General features: G+C 52.1%; 15 protein-coding genes. All 15 read left to right on the top strand.

The features are described 5' to 3' along the window. The 15 genes from larC to KJB30_RS11115 all read left to right on the top strand — a co-directional run bounded on the left by larC (position 1) and on the right by KJB30_RS11115 (position 17,439). The gene (larC, locus tag KJB30_RS11045; protein WP_214299118.1) at positions 1-1,182 is read left to right on the top strand and encodes a nickel pincer cofactor biosynthesis protein LarC; all 1,182 of its coding nucleotides are present in this window, start codon (positions 1-3) and stop codon (positions 1,180-1,182) included. Next, positions 1,179-2,441 carry a competence/damage-inducible protein A gene (locus KJB30_RS11050; protein WP_214299120.1) on the top strand — a complete coding sequence of 421 codons (1,263 nt, stop codon included), beginning with the start codon at positions 1,179-1,181 and terminating at the stop codon, positions 2,439-2,441. Before larC ends, KJB30_RS11050 begins: the two co-directional genes overlap by 4 nt. Positions 2,442-2,641: 200 nt before the next feature. Continuing rightward, the gene (gene recA / locus KJB30_RS11055; protein ID WP_214299122.1) at positions 2,642-3,646 is read left to right on the top strand and encodes a recombinase RecA; all 1,005 of its coding nucleotides are present in this window, start codon (positions 2,642-2,644) and stop codon (positions 3,644-3,646) included. A gap of 10 nt (positions 3,647-3,656) precedes the next feature. Beyond that, the gene (locus tag KJB30_RS11060) at positions 3,657-4,811 is read left to right on the top strand and encodes a type IV pilus twitching motility protein PilT (RefSeq protein WP_214299123.1); all 1,155 of its coding nucleotides are present in this window, start codon (positions 3,657-3,659) and stop codon (positions 4,809-4,811) included. Continuing rightward, positions 4,798-5,274, top strand: coding sequence for a regulatory protein RecX (locus tag KJB30_RS11065; protein WP_246545639.1), 477 nt, complete (start codon positions 4,798-4,800; stop codon positions 5,272-5,274). Before KJB30_RS11060 ends, KJB30_RS11065 begins: the two co-directional genes overlap by 14 nt. A 70-nt stretch (positions 5,275-5,344) precedes the next feature. After that, entirely contained in the window at positions 5,345-7,981 is a 2,637-nt protein-coding gene (alaS, locus tag KJB30_RS11070; RefSeq protein ID WP_214299128.1) for an alanine--tRNA ligase, read from the top strand. 31 nt (positions 7,982-8,012) lie between these two features. Continuing rightward, positions 8,013-9,137: a hybrid sensor histidine kinase/response regulator gene (locus KJB30_RS11075; protein ID WP_214299130.1), complete on the top strand. Its 1,125-nt coding sequence runs from the start codon at positions 8,013-8,015 to the stop codon at positions 9,135-9,137. Positions 9,138-9,166: 29 nt separating this feature from the next. Next, on the top strand, positions 9,167-10,051 hold the full coding sequence (gene argB, locus KJB30_RS11080; protein WP_214299132.1) for an acetylglutamate kinase: 885 nt from the start codon (positions 9,167-9,169) through the stop codon (positions 10,049-10,051). 41 nt (positions 10,052-10,092) lie between these two features. Further along, positions 10,093-11,283 carry an acetylornithine transaminase gene (locus tag KJB30_RS11085; protein WP_214299134.1) on the top strand — a complete coding sequence of 397 codons (1,191 nt, stop codon included), beginning with the start codon at positions 10,093-10,095 and terminating at the stop codon, positions 11,281-11,283. Positions 11,284-11,320: 37 nt separating this feature from the next. After that, positions 11,321-12,241 carry an ornithine carbamoyltransferase gene (gene argF / locus KJB30_RS11090; protein WP_214299136.1) on the top strand — a complete coding sequence of 307 codons (921 nt, stop codon included), beginning with the start codon at positions 11,321-11,323 and terminating at the stop codon, positions 12,239-12,241. 60 nt (positions 12,242-12,301) lie between these two features. Then, a complete protein-coding gene (locus KJB30_RS11095) occupies positions 12,302-13,525 on the top strand; it encodes an argininosuccinate synthase (RefSeq protein WP_214299138.1) in 1,224 nt (407 codons plus the stop codon). Positions 13,526-13,529: 4 nt separating this feature from the next. Continuing rightward, positions 13,530-13,994 (top strand): NUDIX domain-containing protein, encoded by a 465-nt coding sequence (locus KJB30_RS11100; protein WP_214299140.1) that lies wholly within the window; start codon positions 13,530-13,532, stop codon positions 13,992-13,994. After that, complete coding sequence (locus tag KJB30_RS11105; RefSeq protein ID WP_214299142.1) at positions 13,987-15,141, top strand: hypothetical protein; 1,155 nt, start codon at positions 13,987-13,989, stop codon at positions 15,139-15,141. The genes KJB30_RS11100 and KJB30_RS11105 overlap by 8 nt, the downstream gene beginning before the upstream one ends. A 56-nt stretch (positions 15,142-15,197) precedes the next feature. Then, positions 15,198-16,574: an argininosuccinate lyase gene (gene argH, locus KJB30_RS11110; RefSeq protein WP_214299144.1), complete on the top strand. Its 1,377-nt coding sequence runs from the start codon at positions 15,198-15,200 to the stop codon at positions 16,572-16,574. A gap of 4 nt (positions 16,575-16,578) precedes the next feature. Beyond that, positions 16,579-17,439 carry an ExeA family protein gene (locus KJB30_RS11115; RefSeq protein WP_214299145.1) on the top strand — a complete coding sequence of 287 codons (861 nt, stop codon included), beginning with the start codon at positions 16,579-16,581 and terminating at the stop codon, positions 17,437-17,439. Positions 17,440-17,441 lie beyond the last annotated feature (2 nt).

Genomic DNA, 17,441 nt, shown 5'->3' on the forward strand with positions numbered 1-17,441 from the left:
ATGAAAATCGTATATTTCGACTGCTACGCCGGTATTTCCGGCGATATGACCGTGGGTGCCCTGCTGGATCTGGGGGTGCCGCTGGAGTATCTGAAGGCAGAATTGGCCAAGCTGGCGCTTCCTTCTGGCTCCTACACGCTTTCCAGCCAGCGTACCGAGCGGCGGCACGTGGCTGCGCTGAAGTTTGACGTGGAGGTGCATGATCATCATATCCACCGTCACTACAGCGGCATCGACACAATGATCGCGGAAAGTTCTCTGACTGATCATGCCAAGGAAACCGCGCGCCGCATTTTTCGCCGTCTGGCCGAAGCTGAGGCACTGGTACACGGCGTGGCCGTGGATCAGGTGCATTTTCACGAAGTCGGGGCGGTCGACTCTATCGTGGATATCGTTGGGACAGCTATCTGTCTCGACTATCTCGGTGTGGAGGCTGTCCATGCTTCCCCTCTGCCGCTGGGAGGAGGATTCGTGGAAACCGCCCATGGAAGGCTGCCGGTGCCAGCCCCGGCAACGGCTGAGCTGCTAAGGGGGCTGACTGTGCATACTGCCTTCGCTGAGGGGGAAAGGGTTACACCAACCGGAGCGGCGATTATCGCGGCCCTGGTGACCGTCCCAGGCACTCGCCCCGCGATGACCTTGACCAAGGTCGGCTGCGGTGCAGGCAGCAAGGATTTCAGCGATTGCCCCAATATTCTGAGGACATTTTTCGGCCAAAGCTCGGGAAATGGAGGCGACGAGGTGATCGTTGTTGAAAGCAACATCGATGATTCTACGGCAGAAGTGCTGGGGCATGTGATGGATCTGCTGCAGGAGGAAGGGGCGTTGGATGTATTCTTCATGCCGATCCAGATGAAGAAGAACCGTCCCGGGGTGAAGCTCTCTTTTATTTGCCGTCCGGAATCGCTCAACAGGTTGTCCCGCTTGCTGCTGACTGAGACTTCGGCCATCGGGCTACGTCACTATCCTGCCGGAAGGATGGTCCTGGAACGGCAAATCGAGGAAAGAGCTACGCCTTTCGGAATGCTCCGATTCAAGCTGATTTTTGATGATGGTCGTCTGTTGCGGTGCACACCCGAATACGAGGACTGCCGAAGGATTGCCCGGGAACAATCCATTCCCTTGCAGGAGGTGATGCGGGTTGTATCCTCATTTGAATTGGAGCGAGAGCACACGGCATGAGAATCTCTACTTTGAGCATTGGGGATGAACTGATCACCGGCCAGATTGTTGACAGCAATGCAGCCGCTATTGCAGCGGCTCTTCTGGATAAGGGGCTGCGGGTGCAGCGGCATCTGACGGTAGGCGACAACGAGCTGGATATCATAGCGGCACTGGAGGATCTGGCGCACATTAGTGATGCGATTATTGCCACCGGTGGCCTTGGCCCTACAGCTGATGATCTTACCACCCATGCCGTGGCTCGTGCCACTGCACGCAGGCTCATACTGAACGAAGAGGCCAGCAGCCATATCCGGAACATGTCAGGCAAGCTGGCCAGCCTGGTCGTTTGCCCGCTCAACGACAAGCAGGCACTGATCCCTTCAAAGACCACCCTGATTCATAACCCTACCGGCACTGCCTGCGGATTTCACCTGATGCACAACGGCTGTTTCATGTTCTTCCTGCCCGGAGTGCCTGGAGAGATGAGGCCTATGCTGGCTGAGACGGTAATCCCCTTTTTGGAGGAGCGGGTAAGTAGAAAGCGTGGTATCTGTACTGATGTCTTCAATCTTTTCGGGACGTGTGAAGCAGAGGTTGATCAACTGCTGTCAGGGGTCGCCCGCCCTGAAGCCGGCTTGCAGATGAGCATCTGCGTGACCTACCCCGCCATGCGTATCACGTTACGGGCTGAAGGGGACAGCAGGGAAACTGCTCAGGCGCTCCTGAAGCCTGCTGTACAGGCGGTGCGACAAAGAGTCGGTGAATTTATCTTTTCTGTGGGAGATGAAACCTTGGGCGAGACCGTGGCCTCGCTTTTTCGACAGCAGGGGCTGACGCTTGCCCTGGCGGAGTCATGCACTGGCGGTATGATCTCCGCTTCCATCACCGCAGAACCTGGCAGCTCTGCTTACTTTCTGGAGGGGGCAGTCACCTACAGCAACTCCGCCAAAACAAGCCGCCTGGATGTGGAAAGTACACTTTTGGTGGAAAATGGGGCTGTCAGCAGCGAGGTCGCCTCGGCCATGGCCAAAGGCATGCGAGAGGCGGCAGGCAGCGACCTGGCATTGTCGGTGACCGGCATAGCCGGGCCGGAAGGGGGCACGGAAGAAAAGCCGGTCGGCACGGTTTATATCTCTCTGGCCGCGCCGGACGGGTGCTGGACCAAACGCTTCCAGTTTGGCGGAAGTCGCGAGGAAATACGCACCATTACCACTTGGACAGCGCTGGATTGGTTGAGACGCTATCTGCTGATGAGGGGCCAGAGCAAGAATCAGTGACAACGTGTCTCCTGTCCTTCAGGGGAAATCCCTCTGCTGCTGTTAACGCTCTCCCGAAGTCCGTTCTCAACCCCGCCTCACTCCCCCACAGCACAGGATCACTGACAGGGGTCCTGAAGATAAATCCTTGCGGAAAAACGGCTCTCTATGCTATTTTTCTACCCCTTTATTCAATTAACAGAGCATCCGGGAGATAGAGCATGCAGGAAAAAAACAAGGCCATTGAGCTGGCCCTCAGCCAGATAGAAAAGCAATTCGGCAAGGGTGCCATCATGCGGTTGGGCAACGATGAAGTGCTGCCCGGGGTGGAGGCTATTCCCACCGGTTCTATCTCACTTGATATGGCTCTGGGGGTGGGAGGAGTGCCGCGTGGCAGGATCATTGAAGTTTATGGTCCAGAATCTTCAGGCAAGACCACCCTGGCATTGCACATCGTTGCTGAAGCCATGAAGCAGGGTGGTATCGCTGCCTTCGTGGATGCTGAGCATGCCTTGGACATAGGTTATGCGCGAAAGCTGGGGGTTAAAACCGACGATCTGCTGGTCTCCCAGCCCGATACCGGTGAACAGGCCCTGGAAATAGCCGAAACCCTGGTGCGCAGCGGCGCCATAGATGTTCTTGTGGTTGACTCCGTGGCAGCGCTGGTGCCCAAGGCTGAGATTGAAGGCGATATGGGAGATTCACATATGGGGCTTCAGGCACGGCTCATGTCCCAGGCCCTGCGCAAGCTGACCGGAATCATTTCCAAATCAAACTGCTGCGTTATTTTCATCAATCAGATCCGCATGAAAATCGGGGTCATGTTCGGTAATCCCGAAACGACTACCGGCGGCAATGCTCTCAAGTTTTATGCATCTGTGCGCATGGATATCCGCAAGATCGCTACTCTCAAGCAGGGGGATGCGGTGATCGGATCCCGCACCAAGGTCAAGGTGGTCAAGAACAAGGTGGCTCCTCCCTTCCGCGAGGTGGAGTTCGATATCCTCTATGGTGAGGGGATTTCACGCACCGGTGATGTACTTGACCTGGCCGTGGACAAAGGGATTGTTGAAAAAAGCGGGGCCTGGTACTCCTATGGCAAGGAGCGCATCGGTCAGGGGCGTGAAAACTCCCGCACCTGGCTGACTGAGCATGCCGAAACTCTGGCTGAAATAGAGGGTAAATTGATGGACCTGCTCAAAGCACCTGCTGCCGCCAAGGCATAAGAGGGCAAAGATGGATCTCAACGAGATATTGACCATAGCCGTCAAGGCAAAAGGTTCGGACATTCATATCAAGACCGGACTGCCTCCCATTGTGCGTATCGATGGAAGGCTGCATCCGATTCCCAATGCACCGCGCCTGTCGCCGGACATAGTCGGGAACATGGCCAAGTCCATGATGAATGATCGCCAGCGTCGTATTTTCGAAGAAAATTCGGAAGTAGACCTGGCGTACGCAGTGCCTGGATTGGGACGTTTCAGGGTCAGCGTGTACCGCCAGCGCGGAACAGTGGCCATGGTATTCCGTTCGATATCCTTTGTCATTCCTTCGCTTGAAGGGCTCAACCTGCCTCCGGTCATCAAGAAGATGTGCCAGGAAGAGCGCGGTCTGATTCTGGTTACCGGCACCACGGGATCCGGAAAGTCCAGCACATTGGCCGGAATGATCGATTACATCAACAACAGCCGGACCTGCAATATCATCACCATTGAGGATCCGGTCGAGTTTCTTCATCGCGACAACAAGAGCATCATCAGCCAGCGGGAAGTGGGTACTGATACTCCCACCTTTGCCGGCGCGCTCAAGGGAGCCCTGCGTCAGGATCCTGATGTTATCCTGGTAGGAGAAATGCGGGATTACGAGACCATCGAAACCGCCCTCACCGCAGCGGAAACAGGCCATCTGGTTATGTCCACCCTGCACACCATGGATGCTGCCGAGACCATTAACCGTATCATCGGTGTGTTTCCACCCTATCACCAGCGTCAGGTACGTATTCAGCTGGCTGGCGTGATCAAGGGAGTTATTTCCCAGCGTCTGGTGCCGCGCATCGACGGCAAGGGGCGCGTTCCCGCAGTCGAAATCATGCTCGGAACCGCCCGGGTGCGGGAATGCATTGATGACAAGGACAAGACCAAGCAGATCAATGACGCCATCTCCCAGGGCTTCATCACCTATGGAATGCAGACCTTTGACCAGTCCCTGATGAAACTGTACAGCTCAAAGCTGATTACCTATGAAGAGGCTTTGCGCCAGAGTTCCAACCCTGACGACTTTGCCCTCAAGGTTTCCGGCATCTCTTCTACCTCGGACGCTTCCTGGGAAGGGTTCGAGAATAAGGAAACGGATGTTGCTGAGCCAGAGCCGCTTGAGATTGAGAAATACTGATCAGTCTACCGCTGAGCGAGCCTGGCAGTATGCCCTGAGGCTATTGGCAGCGAGGGACTACACCTCTGCAAGGCTGAGTGACAAGCTTCTTGCCCGTGAGTTTTCAAAAGAAGATGTGGCGGCTGCCATTTCGCGTCTGGAGTCTGAACAGTGGATCAGCGATCGCCGTTTTGCTGAACGTTTTGCAGAATCTTCCCTCGCAGCCGGCCGCTTCTTCGGTCCTCGCCTCAGGTTGGAGCTGCGGCGACGCGGAGTGCCTCAGGAAATGATTGGCGAGGTACTAAGCAGGTATGAGCATGACGAGGAGAACGAAGTGCAAGCGCTTCTGGATCGGCGTTTTCCCGGTTTTTCCAGCTCTACCGCCAGTGACAAGGAGAAGCGCAGAGTACTTGGGTTTCTGCAGCGGCGAGGATTGAAAACTTCTGTCATTTTCAAGGTTTTGCGGGAGATGGAGCCGTCGTAACCAATCCATCTCTTTTCTTTACCTTCATAAGAAAAGTTAAATCACGTATTTCAACATTCCGGGGATCAGCATGACAGGAAAAGAAGTTCGCGCACGTTTTTTAAAATATTTTGCAGACAGAGGTCATGCAATCGTGTCCAGCTCTGGGATCATTCCGAAAAACGACCCCACGCTCATGTTTACCAATGCCGGCATGAACCAGTTCAAGGACTGTTTCCTCGGGATGGAGACACGTGACTATACCCGTGCCTGCAGTTCGCAGAAATGCGTGCGTGCCGGAGGCAAGCACAATGACCTGGAGAATGTCGGGCGCACTGCCCGTCACCACACTTTTTTTGAAATGCTGGGAAACTTTTCTTTCGGCGATTATTTCAAAAAAGAAGCCATTGCATATGCCTGGGAATTTCTGACCACAGATCTGAAGTTGGATAAAAGCCGCCTGTATGTATCGGTGTTCACTGACGACGACGAGGCTGCCGATATCTGGCATGAACAGGAAGGTGTGCCGCGGGATCGCATCTTCCGCTTCGGTGAAAAAGACAACTTCTGGTCCATGGGTGACACAGGCCCCTGCGGTCCCTGCTCAGAGATATTCTACGACCAAGGGCCCCAGGCGGGATGCGGCAGCCCGGACTGCACCGTGGGATGCGACTGTGATCGTTACATGGAGATATGGAACAATGTCTTCATGCAGTTCAATCGCTCTGCAGACGGCGTTCTCACGCCATTGCCCAAGCCATCGGTCGATACGGGAATGGGATTGGAGCGCATAACTGCAGTCATGCAGGGAGTGATCTCCAATTATGATACCGATCTGCTGCAGGGAATCATTCGACATGTGGAACGGCTCTCCGGCAAGCGCTACGGAGCCAGTGACAGGGATGATGTATCCATGCGGGTGATTGCTGATCATTCGAGGGCAGTTACGTTTCTGATCTGTGACGGGGCATTGCCAAGTAATGAGGGACGTGGCTACGTGCTGCGCCGTATCATGCGCCGTGCGGCCCGACATGCCAAGATGCTCGGTTTTGCAGAGCCGATGCTTTACCACACGGTTGACGCGGTGCGGGACATGATGGCCGAAGCCTATCCTGAGCTTTTGGAGCGGGAAAGCTACATCAAAAAAGTTGTTCTGGCTGAAGAGCAGCGTTTCGCAGAAACGCTGGATCGGGGCCTGGCCATACTCAATGACGAAGTAGCGGCTCTGCGGGTCGCAGGCAAGCAAGTTATACCCGGAGATGTGCTTTTCAGGCTGTACGATACCTTCGGGTTTCCCTCTGACCTGACTGCCGACATAGTAGAGAGTGAGGGCTTCACTATCGACGAAAGCGGCTTCGAAGCCTGCATGGAGCGTCAGCGTGAACAGGCGCGGGAGCACTGGAAGGGATCGGGTGAGGAAGGTATAGCCAACATCTACAAGGAACTCTACAATCGCGGCACGCGCAGCGGGTTCGTTGGCTATGATGAAATGACAGCCTATGGCGCGGTCCTGGTTATCGTCAAAGATGGTGTTGAAGTGGAGAGTGCACAGATTGGCGATATTGTAGAGGTCGTTACTGATACCACACCCTTCTACGGCGAATCAGGTGGCCAGAAAGGGGACTGCGGCATCATTTCCACTGGTAACGCGCATCTTGAAGTTGTTGGTACCAGCCGCCCCTATACGGATCTCATCGTACACCGTGCGGTTGTGAAGGAGGGGACGTTCAGAAAAGGCGATACTGCCGATCTGAAGGTGTCAGTCCCGCAGCGAAGTGCTACCGCCCGCAACCACACGGCAACGCACCTGTTGCAGACAGCACTGCGCAAGGTTCTGGGGGATCATGTCAAACAGGCAGGTTCACTGGTTTCAGCAGATCGGCTGCGGTTCGACTTTACCCATTTTTCCGCTATGACAGCCGATGAGATACGTCGGGTGGAGGACATTGTTAACGGATTCATCATGGGGAACGATCCTGTCGTCACCTCCCAGATGGCAATCAACGAGGCGGTCGAGGCGGGTGCAACGGCTCTCTTTGATGAAAAATACGGTGATGCGGTGCGGGTGGTACGAGTCGGCGATGTGAGCATGGAGTTGTGTGGTGGTACCCATGTACGCGCTGCCGGCGACATAGGTCTCTTCAAAATCATTTCCGAGGCTGGGATTGCAGCGGGCGTACGTCGTATCGAGGCGCTTACCGGCACAGGAAGCCTGGCTTTTGTGCAACAGATCGAGGACGAGCAGCGAACCATTGCCTCCTTGCTCAAGGCTGAACGGGGCGATTCTCTGGAAAGGCTGGAGAAGTTGTTGGTGCGCCAAAGAGAGTTGCAGCGTGAAGTGGAATCGTTACAAGGCAGGCTTAATGCGGCCGCTTCAGGCGACCTGCTCTCCCAGGCAAGGGAAATCAATGGCATCAAGCTGTTGGCCGTGCAGGTCCAGGTCGAGGATGTCAAGGCTTTGCGCGATCTTTCCGATACTCTCAAGGAGAAGATTGGAGAAGGGGTCGTCGTACTGGGTGCGGCAATCGGCGGCAAAGCCAACCTGCTTGTTGCGGTCACCAAAGGATTGAGCTCTTCCGTCAAGGCAGGAGACATTATCAAGCAAATTGCACCGGTAGTGGGGGGCAGCGGTGGTGGTAAGCCCGAGTTGGCCCAGGCTGGCGGTTCTCAACCTGACAAGCTCGAAGAAGCTTTGGTTCTCGCTTCCCAGGTTCTGGCAAAAGCATGAGAGTTGAGCGTGCAGTGTGGAGGCGCAACTGATGGCAGTGCTGAAACGGAATGATCAGGCCAAATCCCAAACTTCGATCCTGATTGTTGATGACGAAAAGGTGATTCGTGACCTATGTGCCCGGGCGCTCATGGAGTACCGGGTCTTCCAGGCAGGCAATTGCGCTGATGCCGTCAGGGTTTATGAGAAAGAACGCACTGACCTGGTTCTGGCCGATGTCATGATGCCGGGTGGCGATGGAATTCAGCTTCTCAGGCAGATCAAGAAGCTGGACCCTAACGCGGCAGTGATAATCATGACCGGTTTTGCAGATAAGGAAATTATTCTTAACGCTCTCAAAGAGGGTGCCGATGATTTTATCAGCAAGCCGCTCAACCTGTTACAGCTTAAGACCGTCATGGAAAAGGCCCTTGCCAGAAATCAGCTGAAAGAGGAACTGGCAACCCTGAAACAGCTTGATCGCCTGAAGAGCAATTTTCTCTCTCTCATCTCTCACAAGCTGCGAACACCGATTACTGCCATTTCTCTTTTTCTCCAGAATATTCAGCGAGGAGTATACGATACCAGCGATGCGCTCTTCCTTCAGAATGTCAACCTTATCAATGAAGAAGCGGCATATCTGAACCGCATGGTAAATGACCTGCTTACATTCAGCCAGATGATGGAAGGAAGCAGCCTTCTTCATGTGGAGCCGTGTGATCTGAATATAATTGTGGGGAATGTACTGCAGGGATCGCGGGAAGCCTTGCGCAAACCGGGCGTTACGACTGAATTTAGTGAGAGGCATTTGCCTGCTATTTATCTCGACCGTGCAAAAATCGCTTTTGCGCTTCAGCAGGTAATTGACAACGCCTACAAGTTTTCGGGAGAAACTGGTCGGGTTTCCATACATATCAGAGATGGCGAAGACAATTTGACTGTGATTGTAGCTGATTCGGGTGCCGGTATCCCTCAGGAAGAACTGACAAGGGTCTTTGACAAGTTCTACCAGATCGATCCGGATAATACCGGTCAGGTACGCGGATTTGGTCTGGGACTTTTCTATGCGCGTGAATTTGTAAGACAGCATGGAGGAAATCTCGATATAGCAAGCGAAGCGGGCAAGGGGACATCGGTCACCATTACACTGCCAGTGCAGCCAACAGTTTCCGCATAAGCTTCAACGCGCTAAGTAAGGGAAAAGATATGAACCAGGAACATTTGATCGAAAAAGCCAATAATCTGATGGAGGCTCTGCCGTATATCCGCCGGTTCTCGGGCAAGACCTTTGTAATCAAATATGGCGGACATGCCATGTCTGATGAAAAGCTCAAGGAGTCCTTCGCCCTTGACGTGATCATGCTCAAGTCTCTGGGTATCAACACGGTCATCGTTCATGGTGGCGGGCCACAGATTAACGAAACCCTCAAGCGCTACGGCATCGTTTCAGAATTTGTAAAAGGAATGAGGGTGACCGATCAGGACACGATGGCCGTTGTTGAGATGGTCCTTGTCGGCCAGGTGAACAAAGAGGTGGTGGGGTATCTCAATCAGCACGGAGGCAGGGCCGTAGGACTTTCCGGCAAGGATGGTACACTGCTCTTGTCAAAAAAACTGCTGCAGGAAATCAGGAATGATGATGGTTCCACCGAACAGGTTGATATCGGATATGTTGGTGATGTGGTCAAGGTCAATACTGATCTGATCGCTACCCTTGAAGCCGGCAAATATATACCGGTTATTGCTCCGGTGGGTGTAGGGCCGGAAGGGGAGAGCTACAACATAAATGCGGATCTAGTTGCAGGGCGCGTGGCCGCAGCTCTGGGCGCCGAAAAACTGATTCTGCTTACGGACATCAATGGCGTTAAAGATAACACAGGAACACTTCTGGAAAGCCTGTCAGTAGCCCAATTGCACCGCCTGATAGAAGATGAAGCCATCACCGGAGGCATGATTCCAAAGGTAATATGCTGCGCCGATGCACTCAAGGATGGGGTCAAAAAAGCTCATATTATTGACGGACGAGTTCCACATGCCGTACTTCTTGAGATATTCACAGACATCGGGATAGGAACTGAAATTACGAAATAGAATCGCTGCCCTTCCCCCAGCGTTTCAGATAGGAAAATAAAATGAACTCCCAACAATGGATAGAAAAGTCGGACAACTACATTATGAAAACCTATGGACGTTATCCGATCGTGCCGGTACGGGGAGAAGGCTGCCGTCTGTGGGATGCGGATGGCAAGGAGTACCTTGATTTCCTCGGCGGCGTGGCGGTCAACAACCTTGGCCACTGCCACCCGAAGGTTGTAGCTGCCCTGCAGAAGCAGGCTGGAGAGTTGCTTCACTGCTCCAACTACTATCAGATTCCCCAGCAAATCGAACTGGCCGAACTGCTCTGCAATCACTCCTTTGCGGACAAGGCTTTTTTCTGCAACAGCGGAGCGGAGGCAAACGAGGCGGCTATCAAACTGGCCCGCAAGTATAGCCGTGACACCTACGGCCCCCAGCGTTACGAAATCATTACCGCTGCGGAATCTTTCCACGGCCGCACCATGGCAACGGTGTCCGCAACAGGGCAGGAGAAGGTTCAACGTTTTTTTGATCCGCTGCTGCACGGCTTTACTCATGTCCCTTTCAATGATGCGGCTGCCCTGGAGGCTGCAGTTACTCCTAATACCTGTGCCATTATGCTGGAACCGATCCAGGGTGAAGGGGGTGTTAATGTACCCTCGCCAGGATATTTTCAGGAGGTGCGGCGTATTTGCGACCAGCATGGTCTGCTGCTGATTTTTGATGAGGTGCAGGTGGGCATGGGACGTACCGGCAAGCTCTTCGCCTATGAGCATTTTGATGTAGTGCCTGACATAATGACTCTTGCCAAGGCCCTGGCAGGAGGTGCTCCAATCGGTACCATGCTTGCTGCCGACAAATATGCTGCTGCCTTTACTCCCGGTACCCACGGTTCAACGTTCGGCGGCAATCCACTGGTCTGCGCGGCCGCCATTGCAACAGTCAGGACAATTCTGGAAGATGGTATCCTTAATCGCACCGAAGAAATCGGAGAATACCTGTTGGGCGAACTGGAAACCTTGGGCAAAAAGTATTCCTTTGTAAAGGAAGTGCGTGGCATCGGCCTGATGATCGGCATGAGCCTTGAGATACCGGGTGCCGAGATCGTCAAAAAAGGACATGAGTGTGGTGTCCTCTTGAACGTAACCCATGACACGGTGCTGCGCTTTGTACCGCCGCTGGTAGTGACCAAGCAGGAGATCAACTTAATGATTGAACTGCTGGACGGAATCTTCGCCAAAATCTAATTTTCAATTTGATTACTTTTTATGAACAGGAACTGTTATGACCAGGCATTTTTTAGCACTGCATGATTACACCAAGGATGAACTGGACGGTCTGCTGGATCTGGCTGGTGAGCTGAAAGAGAAGCAGAAGCAGGGGATTGAGCATCATCTGCTGAAGGGCAAGACCTTGGCGATGATTTTTGAAAAATCTTCCACCCGCACTCGCATCTCCTTTGAAGTAGGCATGTATCAACTGGGTGGGCACGGTCTGTTTATCTCCAACAAGGATTCTCAGATTGGCCGAGGCGAGCCGATCAGGGATACGGCGCGTGTTATGTCACGTTACTGTGACGGTGTCATGATCCGCACCTTCGGACAGGAAATAGCAGAAGAGTTTGCAGAATACTCCAGTGTGCCGGTGATAAACGGGTTAACGGACCTGTTCCATCCATGTCAGATTCTTGCGGACCTACAGACGGTTATTGAGCATAAAAAGTCATATGAAGGGCTGAAGTTTGCCTGGGTAGGCGATGGCAACAATATGGCAAACACATGGATAGAAGCCGCCGCTCTTTGCGGTTTCGATCTGGTTCTAGCCTGTCCCCAAGGATATGAGCCGGACGCGCAGGTTCTTGCCTGGGCGGAGGCTAAGAGCCCGGGAAGAGTCACTCTGACGACTGATCCTGCGGTTGCTGTGGCTGGTGCGGATGTAGTCAACACCGACGTCTGGGCCAGCATGGGCCAGGAAGAGGAGCAGAGGGAGCGGGAAAAAGCCTTTGCGGGATATTGTCTGGACGATAACCTTCTTGGTCGAGCCAAACCCGACTGTATCGTGCTGCATTGTCTGCCCGCTCACCGCGGAGAAGAAATTTCCGATTCGGTCATTGAAGGGAAAAATTCTGTAGTATGGGACGAGGCAGAGAATCGGCTGCATATACAGAAAGCAATTCTCGTGCGCTTGATGAGCGGGCAGGAATAATAGTAATCTTGCAGGTCAAGCTTGAAGTTCAAATTCGATTATCCACATAAGGAGACTTACATGGCACAGAAACAGGACATCCAAAAAATCGTTTTGGCTTACTCAGGCGGGTTGGACACCTCCATTATTCTTAAATGGTTGAAGAATGAGTATGGCTGCAAAGTTGTAGCCTTTTCGGCCGACCTGGGGCAGGGAGAAGAACTTGATCCGGTGCGTGAAAAAGCTTTGGCTACCGGTGCAGATGAAGTTTATATCGATGACCTGAGAGAGGAGTTCGTCAGGGATTTTGTCTACCCGATGTTTCGAGCCAACGCAATTTATGAAGGGCACTATCTGCTCGGTACTTCGATTGCCCGTCCGCTGATCGCCAAGCGCCAGATGGAAATTGCTGCCAAGGAACAGTGCGATGCGGTTTCCCATGGTGCCACCGGCAAGGGTAACGATCAGGTGCGTTTCGAACTGGCATATTATCACTTTAATCCGGCCATCAAAGTCGTTGCCCCCTGGCGTGAGTGGGACCTGAACAGCCGTCAGGCCCTGATTGAGTATGCCAAGAAGAACGATATCCCGATTCCAGTTACTAAAAAACGTCCCTGGTCCTCTGACCGCAACCTGCTGCACATCTCCTTTGAAGGTGGTATTCTTGAGGACACCTGGGCTGAGGCTCCCGAGGAAATGTATGTGCTGACAGGTTCACCGGAGAATGCTCCCGATACTCCTCAGTACGTTGAAATTGAGTTCAAAAACGGAAATGCAGTGGCAGTGGATGGCAAGCAGATGACTCCTGCCGAACTTCTGGCCCACCTTAACACTCTGGGTGGTAAACATGGTATTGGTCGAGTGGATCTATTGGAAAATCGTTCCGTTGGTATGAAATCCCGTGGTGTCTATGAGACCCCCGGTGGCACGATTCTGCGGGAAGCCCATTCAGCAGTGGAGCAGATTACAATGGACCGGGAAGTTATGCGCATTCGTGACGGCCTGATACCTGAATATGCACGTCTTGTCTATGCCGGTTATTGGTTTTCACCAGAGCGTCAGATGTTGCAGACACTGGTGGATGAATCACAGAAATGCGTTAATGGCGTCGCCCGCGTCAAGCTCTACAAAGGACTTTGCCGGACTGTCGGGCGTAAATCCGAAACCGATTCACTCTTTAATCTCGATTTTGCTACTTTTGAAATGGATCAGGTTTACAACCAGGCTGATGCAGAAGGTTTCATCAAGATCAACAGTCTGCGGCTGCGCATCAGATCGTTGATGCAATCATCGAAAAAGAAGTAGGGAATTGACAAAGGTCAGATTGTACAAAAAAGAACATATTGTCACTTCGGTTGTTGCAGTGATCGTGGATGAAGAGGGGCGGGTGCTTCTGACGAGGAGAAACATCGCCCCTTTCCAGGATCTGTGGGTAATGCCGGGTGGCAAAATCGATCTGGGAGAGAAAATTCTTGATGCATTGAAGCGGGAGGTGCATGAAGAAGTCGGCCTTGAAATTGAGATACAAGGGCTGATCGACGTATTTGAGCACCTGACGCCTGGGGAGGCAAATTGCCACTTTGTGATCCTCTATTATCGGTGCCGGCCTGTTTTCTGCGATCTTCATCCCAACGAGGATGAAGTGGCGGAGGCTGCCTGGGTTCCTGCTTCAGAACTTATGAACTATACCCTCCCCGCCGGTGCCCGCTTTATTCTTGGCAAGGTTTTTCCCGAACTCTCCCTCTGTGACCTGCCGGTTACCGTTGATGCCTGAGATCATTGACAAAAGGGTAAATCTTGAATTTCCCCTGGGCCATCATCTGCATTGCATGATTGTCCAGATTCCCAATCGCCTTAAGCGTGCCGGTACCGGATACACCATCACTGATCCGCAAGAGAAGTGGCAACTGGTAAGGTCTGTGCTTGATCTGGTTATTTCCGGTGAAGGAAACCTCAAGAAGCTCCATTTTTTGCTCTTCCCTGAGTCAAGCTTGCCGGCTTCGCGTTTTGACGATCTGCTGGCGATCATTAGTCAAAAGTTTAGAGCAAATACAGTTACGGTTTTTGGAATTGAGCATGTCCGGCTGCATGAATACCGGGCACTGCTGGAGCGGTTCCGCGAGGACAATGCCGAGGCAATCGAGCTGGTGGACAAGGATATTGATGCCGGAGATGTGTTGGATGTTCCGGTCAACTGGTGCTGCATTGCCATCAAGGAAGCAAACGGGAGTCTTCGAGTTTTTCTGGAAGCAAAAAGCCATCCCTTCCATGGCGAAGAGTATATCGATACGTTCCACGACCTCTATCGAGGCAGACATTTTTATCTGTTTCGCAGCAGGCCCTCCTGTTTCAACTTCATGGCTATAATTTGTCTCGACTACCTCTATCGGGACTTGTATACCTCGAATATCCGGCAGATCATTGACCATGCAAACAATCTTTTCTTTTCTACGCGGCAGGGGCTGGACGCACTATTTGTGATCCAGTGCAATCCCAAGCCGGAACATCGTGCCTATCGTGATGTGATCAGCGGGTTTTATGGAGAGTATTTGGAAAATACACCAGGAGTCCGTGAGACGGTGACAGTGTTTGGCAATGTATCTGATGAGAGTAGAATCGGCGATGCCAAAGCTGGTCAAGGTTTCGGCAATTCCAGTATAGTCATCAACCGTAATCATCGTCTTGCACAGGTAAAATTTTCAGAATTTATCACGGATGATTTTGATGGTGCGCCGGTTTGCCGACTGCGCTTTGGCAGCGGGACCCGATTGATCTATATAAACTTGCCGCAGCAGCACGAAATTGACCCGCGAACCACGCGAGTTCCGCTTAAAATACATACGATTATGGAACTTGATGATTCCGGTGCGTGGCGAAAGATTACTTTTGATGAGGAAGACTATGAGATTGTTCGCGCATAGTACTTCTTACCAAATAAGAGGCAGGGCCTCTGCTATTTCATGTTATGGAGAATGCCATGTCTAAGGATAAACTGTGGGGGGGACGCTTCACCCAGCCCACTGACAGGTTTGTAGAAGAGTTCACAGCATCAATCCAATTCGACAAGCGTCTGTATCATCAGGATATCAGAGGCTCCATCGCTCATGCCCGCATGCTGGGCAAACAGGGAATCATTTCTCTGGATGATGTGGAAAATATCGTGCATGGCCTGCAACAGATCCTGCATCAGATAGAGGCCGGTTCTTTTGATTTTTCCATCAGCCTTGAAGATATTCATATGAACATCGAAGCTAGGCTCTCCGCTGCCATCGGTGAAGCAGGTAAACGACTGCATACCGGAAGGTCGCGCAATGACCAGGTAGCGCTGGACATTCGTCTTTACCTGCGTGATGAAATCATTGATATCTGTACCTACATCGATCTTCTTATTGATGCGCTGTTGACCCAGGCGGAGAATAATCTTGATACAATCATGCCTGGTTTTACGCATCTGCAGACAGCGCAGCCCATTCTTTTTGCTCATCATCTCATGGCCTATGTGGAAATGTTCAAACGTGACCGCGCTCGCCTCGACGATTGTTTGAAACGCGTCAATGTTATGCCACTCGGGTCCGGGGCCCTTGCAGGAACTACCTTTCCAATCGACCGGGAGTATGTGGCCGAACAACTGGATTTTCCCCTCATTACACGCAATTCTCTGGATGCGGTTTCGGACCGGGACTTTTCACTGGAATTCCTTGCCGATGCTTCAATTCTGATGATGCATCTTTCCCGTTTTTCCGAGGAGTTGATTATCTGGTCAACTAGTGCCTTCAGATTCATTGAGCTGTCTGACAGCTTCTGCACCGGATCTTCGATCATGCCTCAAAAGAAAAACCCGGATGTTCCGGAGTTGGTCAGGGGGAAGACAGGCCGTGTGTATGGTAACCTGATAGCATTGCTGACAGTGATGAAGTCTTTGCCGCTTGCTTACAACAAGGATATGCAGGAAGACAAAGAGCCACTTTTTGATACTATTGACACCGTAAAAGGTAGTCTTAAAGTCTTTGCCGACATGATCAAGGACATGAAAGTCTACGATGACAACATGCGCCAAGCTGCCGGGGAAGGTTTCTCCACTGCAACTGATGTTGCCGATTACCTGGTGCGCAAGGGACTTCCCTTCCGTGATGCCCATGAAGCGGTAGGTAATGCTGTAAAATATTGTGTGGAAAACGAGATGGATATAACTGAATTGTCGCTTGCGGAATGGCAGCTCTTTTCACCATATTTCGATTCTGATATTTTTGAGGCAATCACTGTCGATGCCTGTATACATGCCCGCAACGTACCTGGAGGTACTGCTCGGGAACGCGTTTGGGACGAAATCGTCAGGTCCCGGGAAGCAAAGTAACCTCATGTACTGCGATTTTTACGGACTTAAAGAAAAACCGTTTACAATCACCCCCAATCCTGAATTTATTTTTCTGAGTCGTAATCATCGGGAAGCCTTTGCTCATCTCTTGTATGGTGTGGACAGTCATGCCGGTTTCATTGCCATGACCGGAGAAGTTGGTACTGGAAAAACCACCCTGCTGCGGACTTTGCTGACCCAATTGGATGCAGACAAATATCGCAGTGCATTGATTTTCAATACATGCCTTTCCTGGGAACAATTGCTGGCTACTATTTGCCGCGAATTTGATATTACGCCGGTCGAATCGAGCCGTTTCGGCTATCTGGACGCTTTAAACCGCTTCCTGCTGGATCAGCATTTAGTAGGTTCCACTGTCGTGTTAGTGATTGACGAAGCTCAGAACATGGCTCCCGATGTTCTTGAGCAGATACGTATGTTGTCCAACATGGAAACGGAGCAGGATAAGCTCATTCAGATAATTCTGGCTGGCCAACCAGAGCTTGAAGATGTTCTTGCCCGCCATGACTTACGCCAGCTCAGTCAGCGTATAACTGTTCGTTGCAGACTTATCCCCATGGGACTGAACGACACTGGTGACTACATCAGTCACCGCTTGAAAGTTTCAGGATGTCGAATTCCGAACCTCTTTTCTCGCGGAGCAGTAAAGTGTATTTACAGATTTTCTAAAGGAGTTCCACGCCTGATAAATATTGCCTGTGAGCAGACTTTGGTCATGGCCTGGACGCAAGAGCGTACCTCTATCACAAAAGGTATGGTCGCCGAGGTGCTCGCAGAGACCGGTTCCTTTCGCCGCCGAGGAATCATGCGGCGTTTTTTAAACTGGCTTGCAGCCGGAAGGTGATC

Origin of the sequence: Pelotalea chapellei, from assembly GCF_018531195.1 — a bacterium.
In the GTDB taxonomy this organism is placed as follows: domain Bacteria; phylum Desulfobacterota; class Desulfuromonadia; order Geobacterales; family Pseudopelobacteraceae; genus Pelotalea; species Pelotalea chapellei.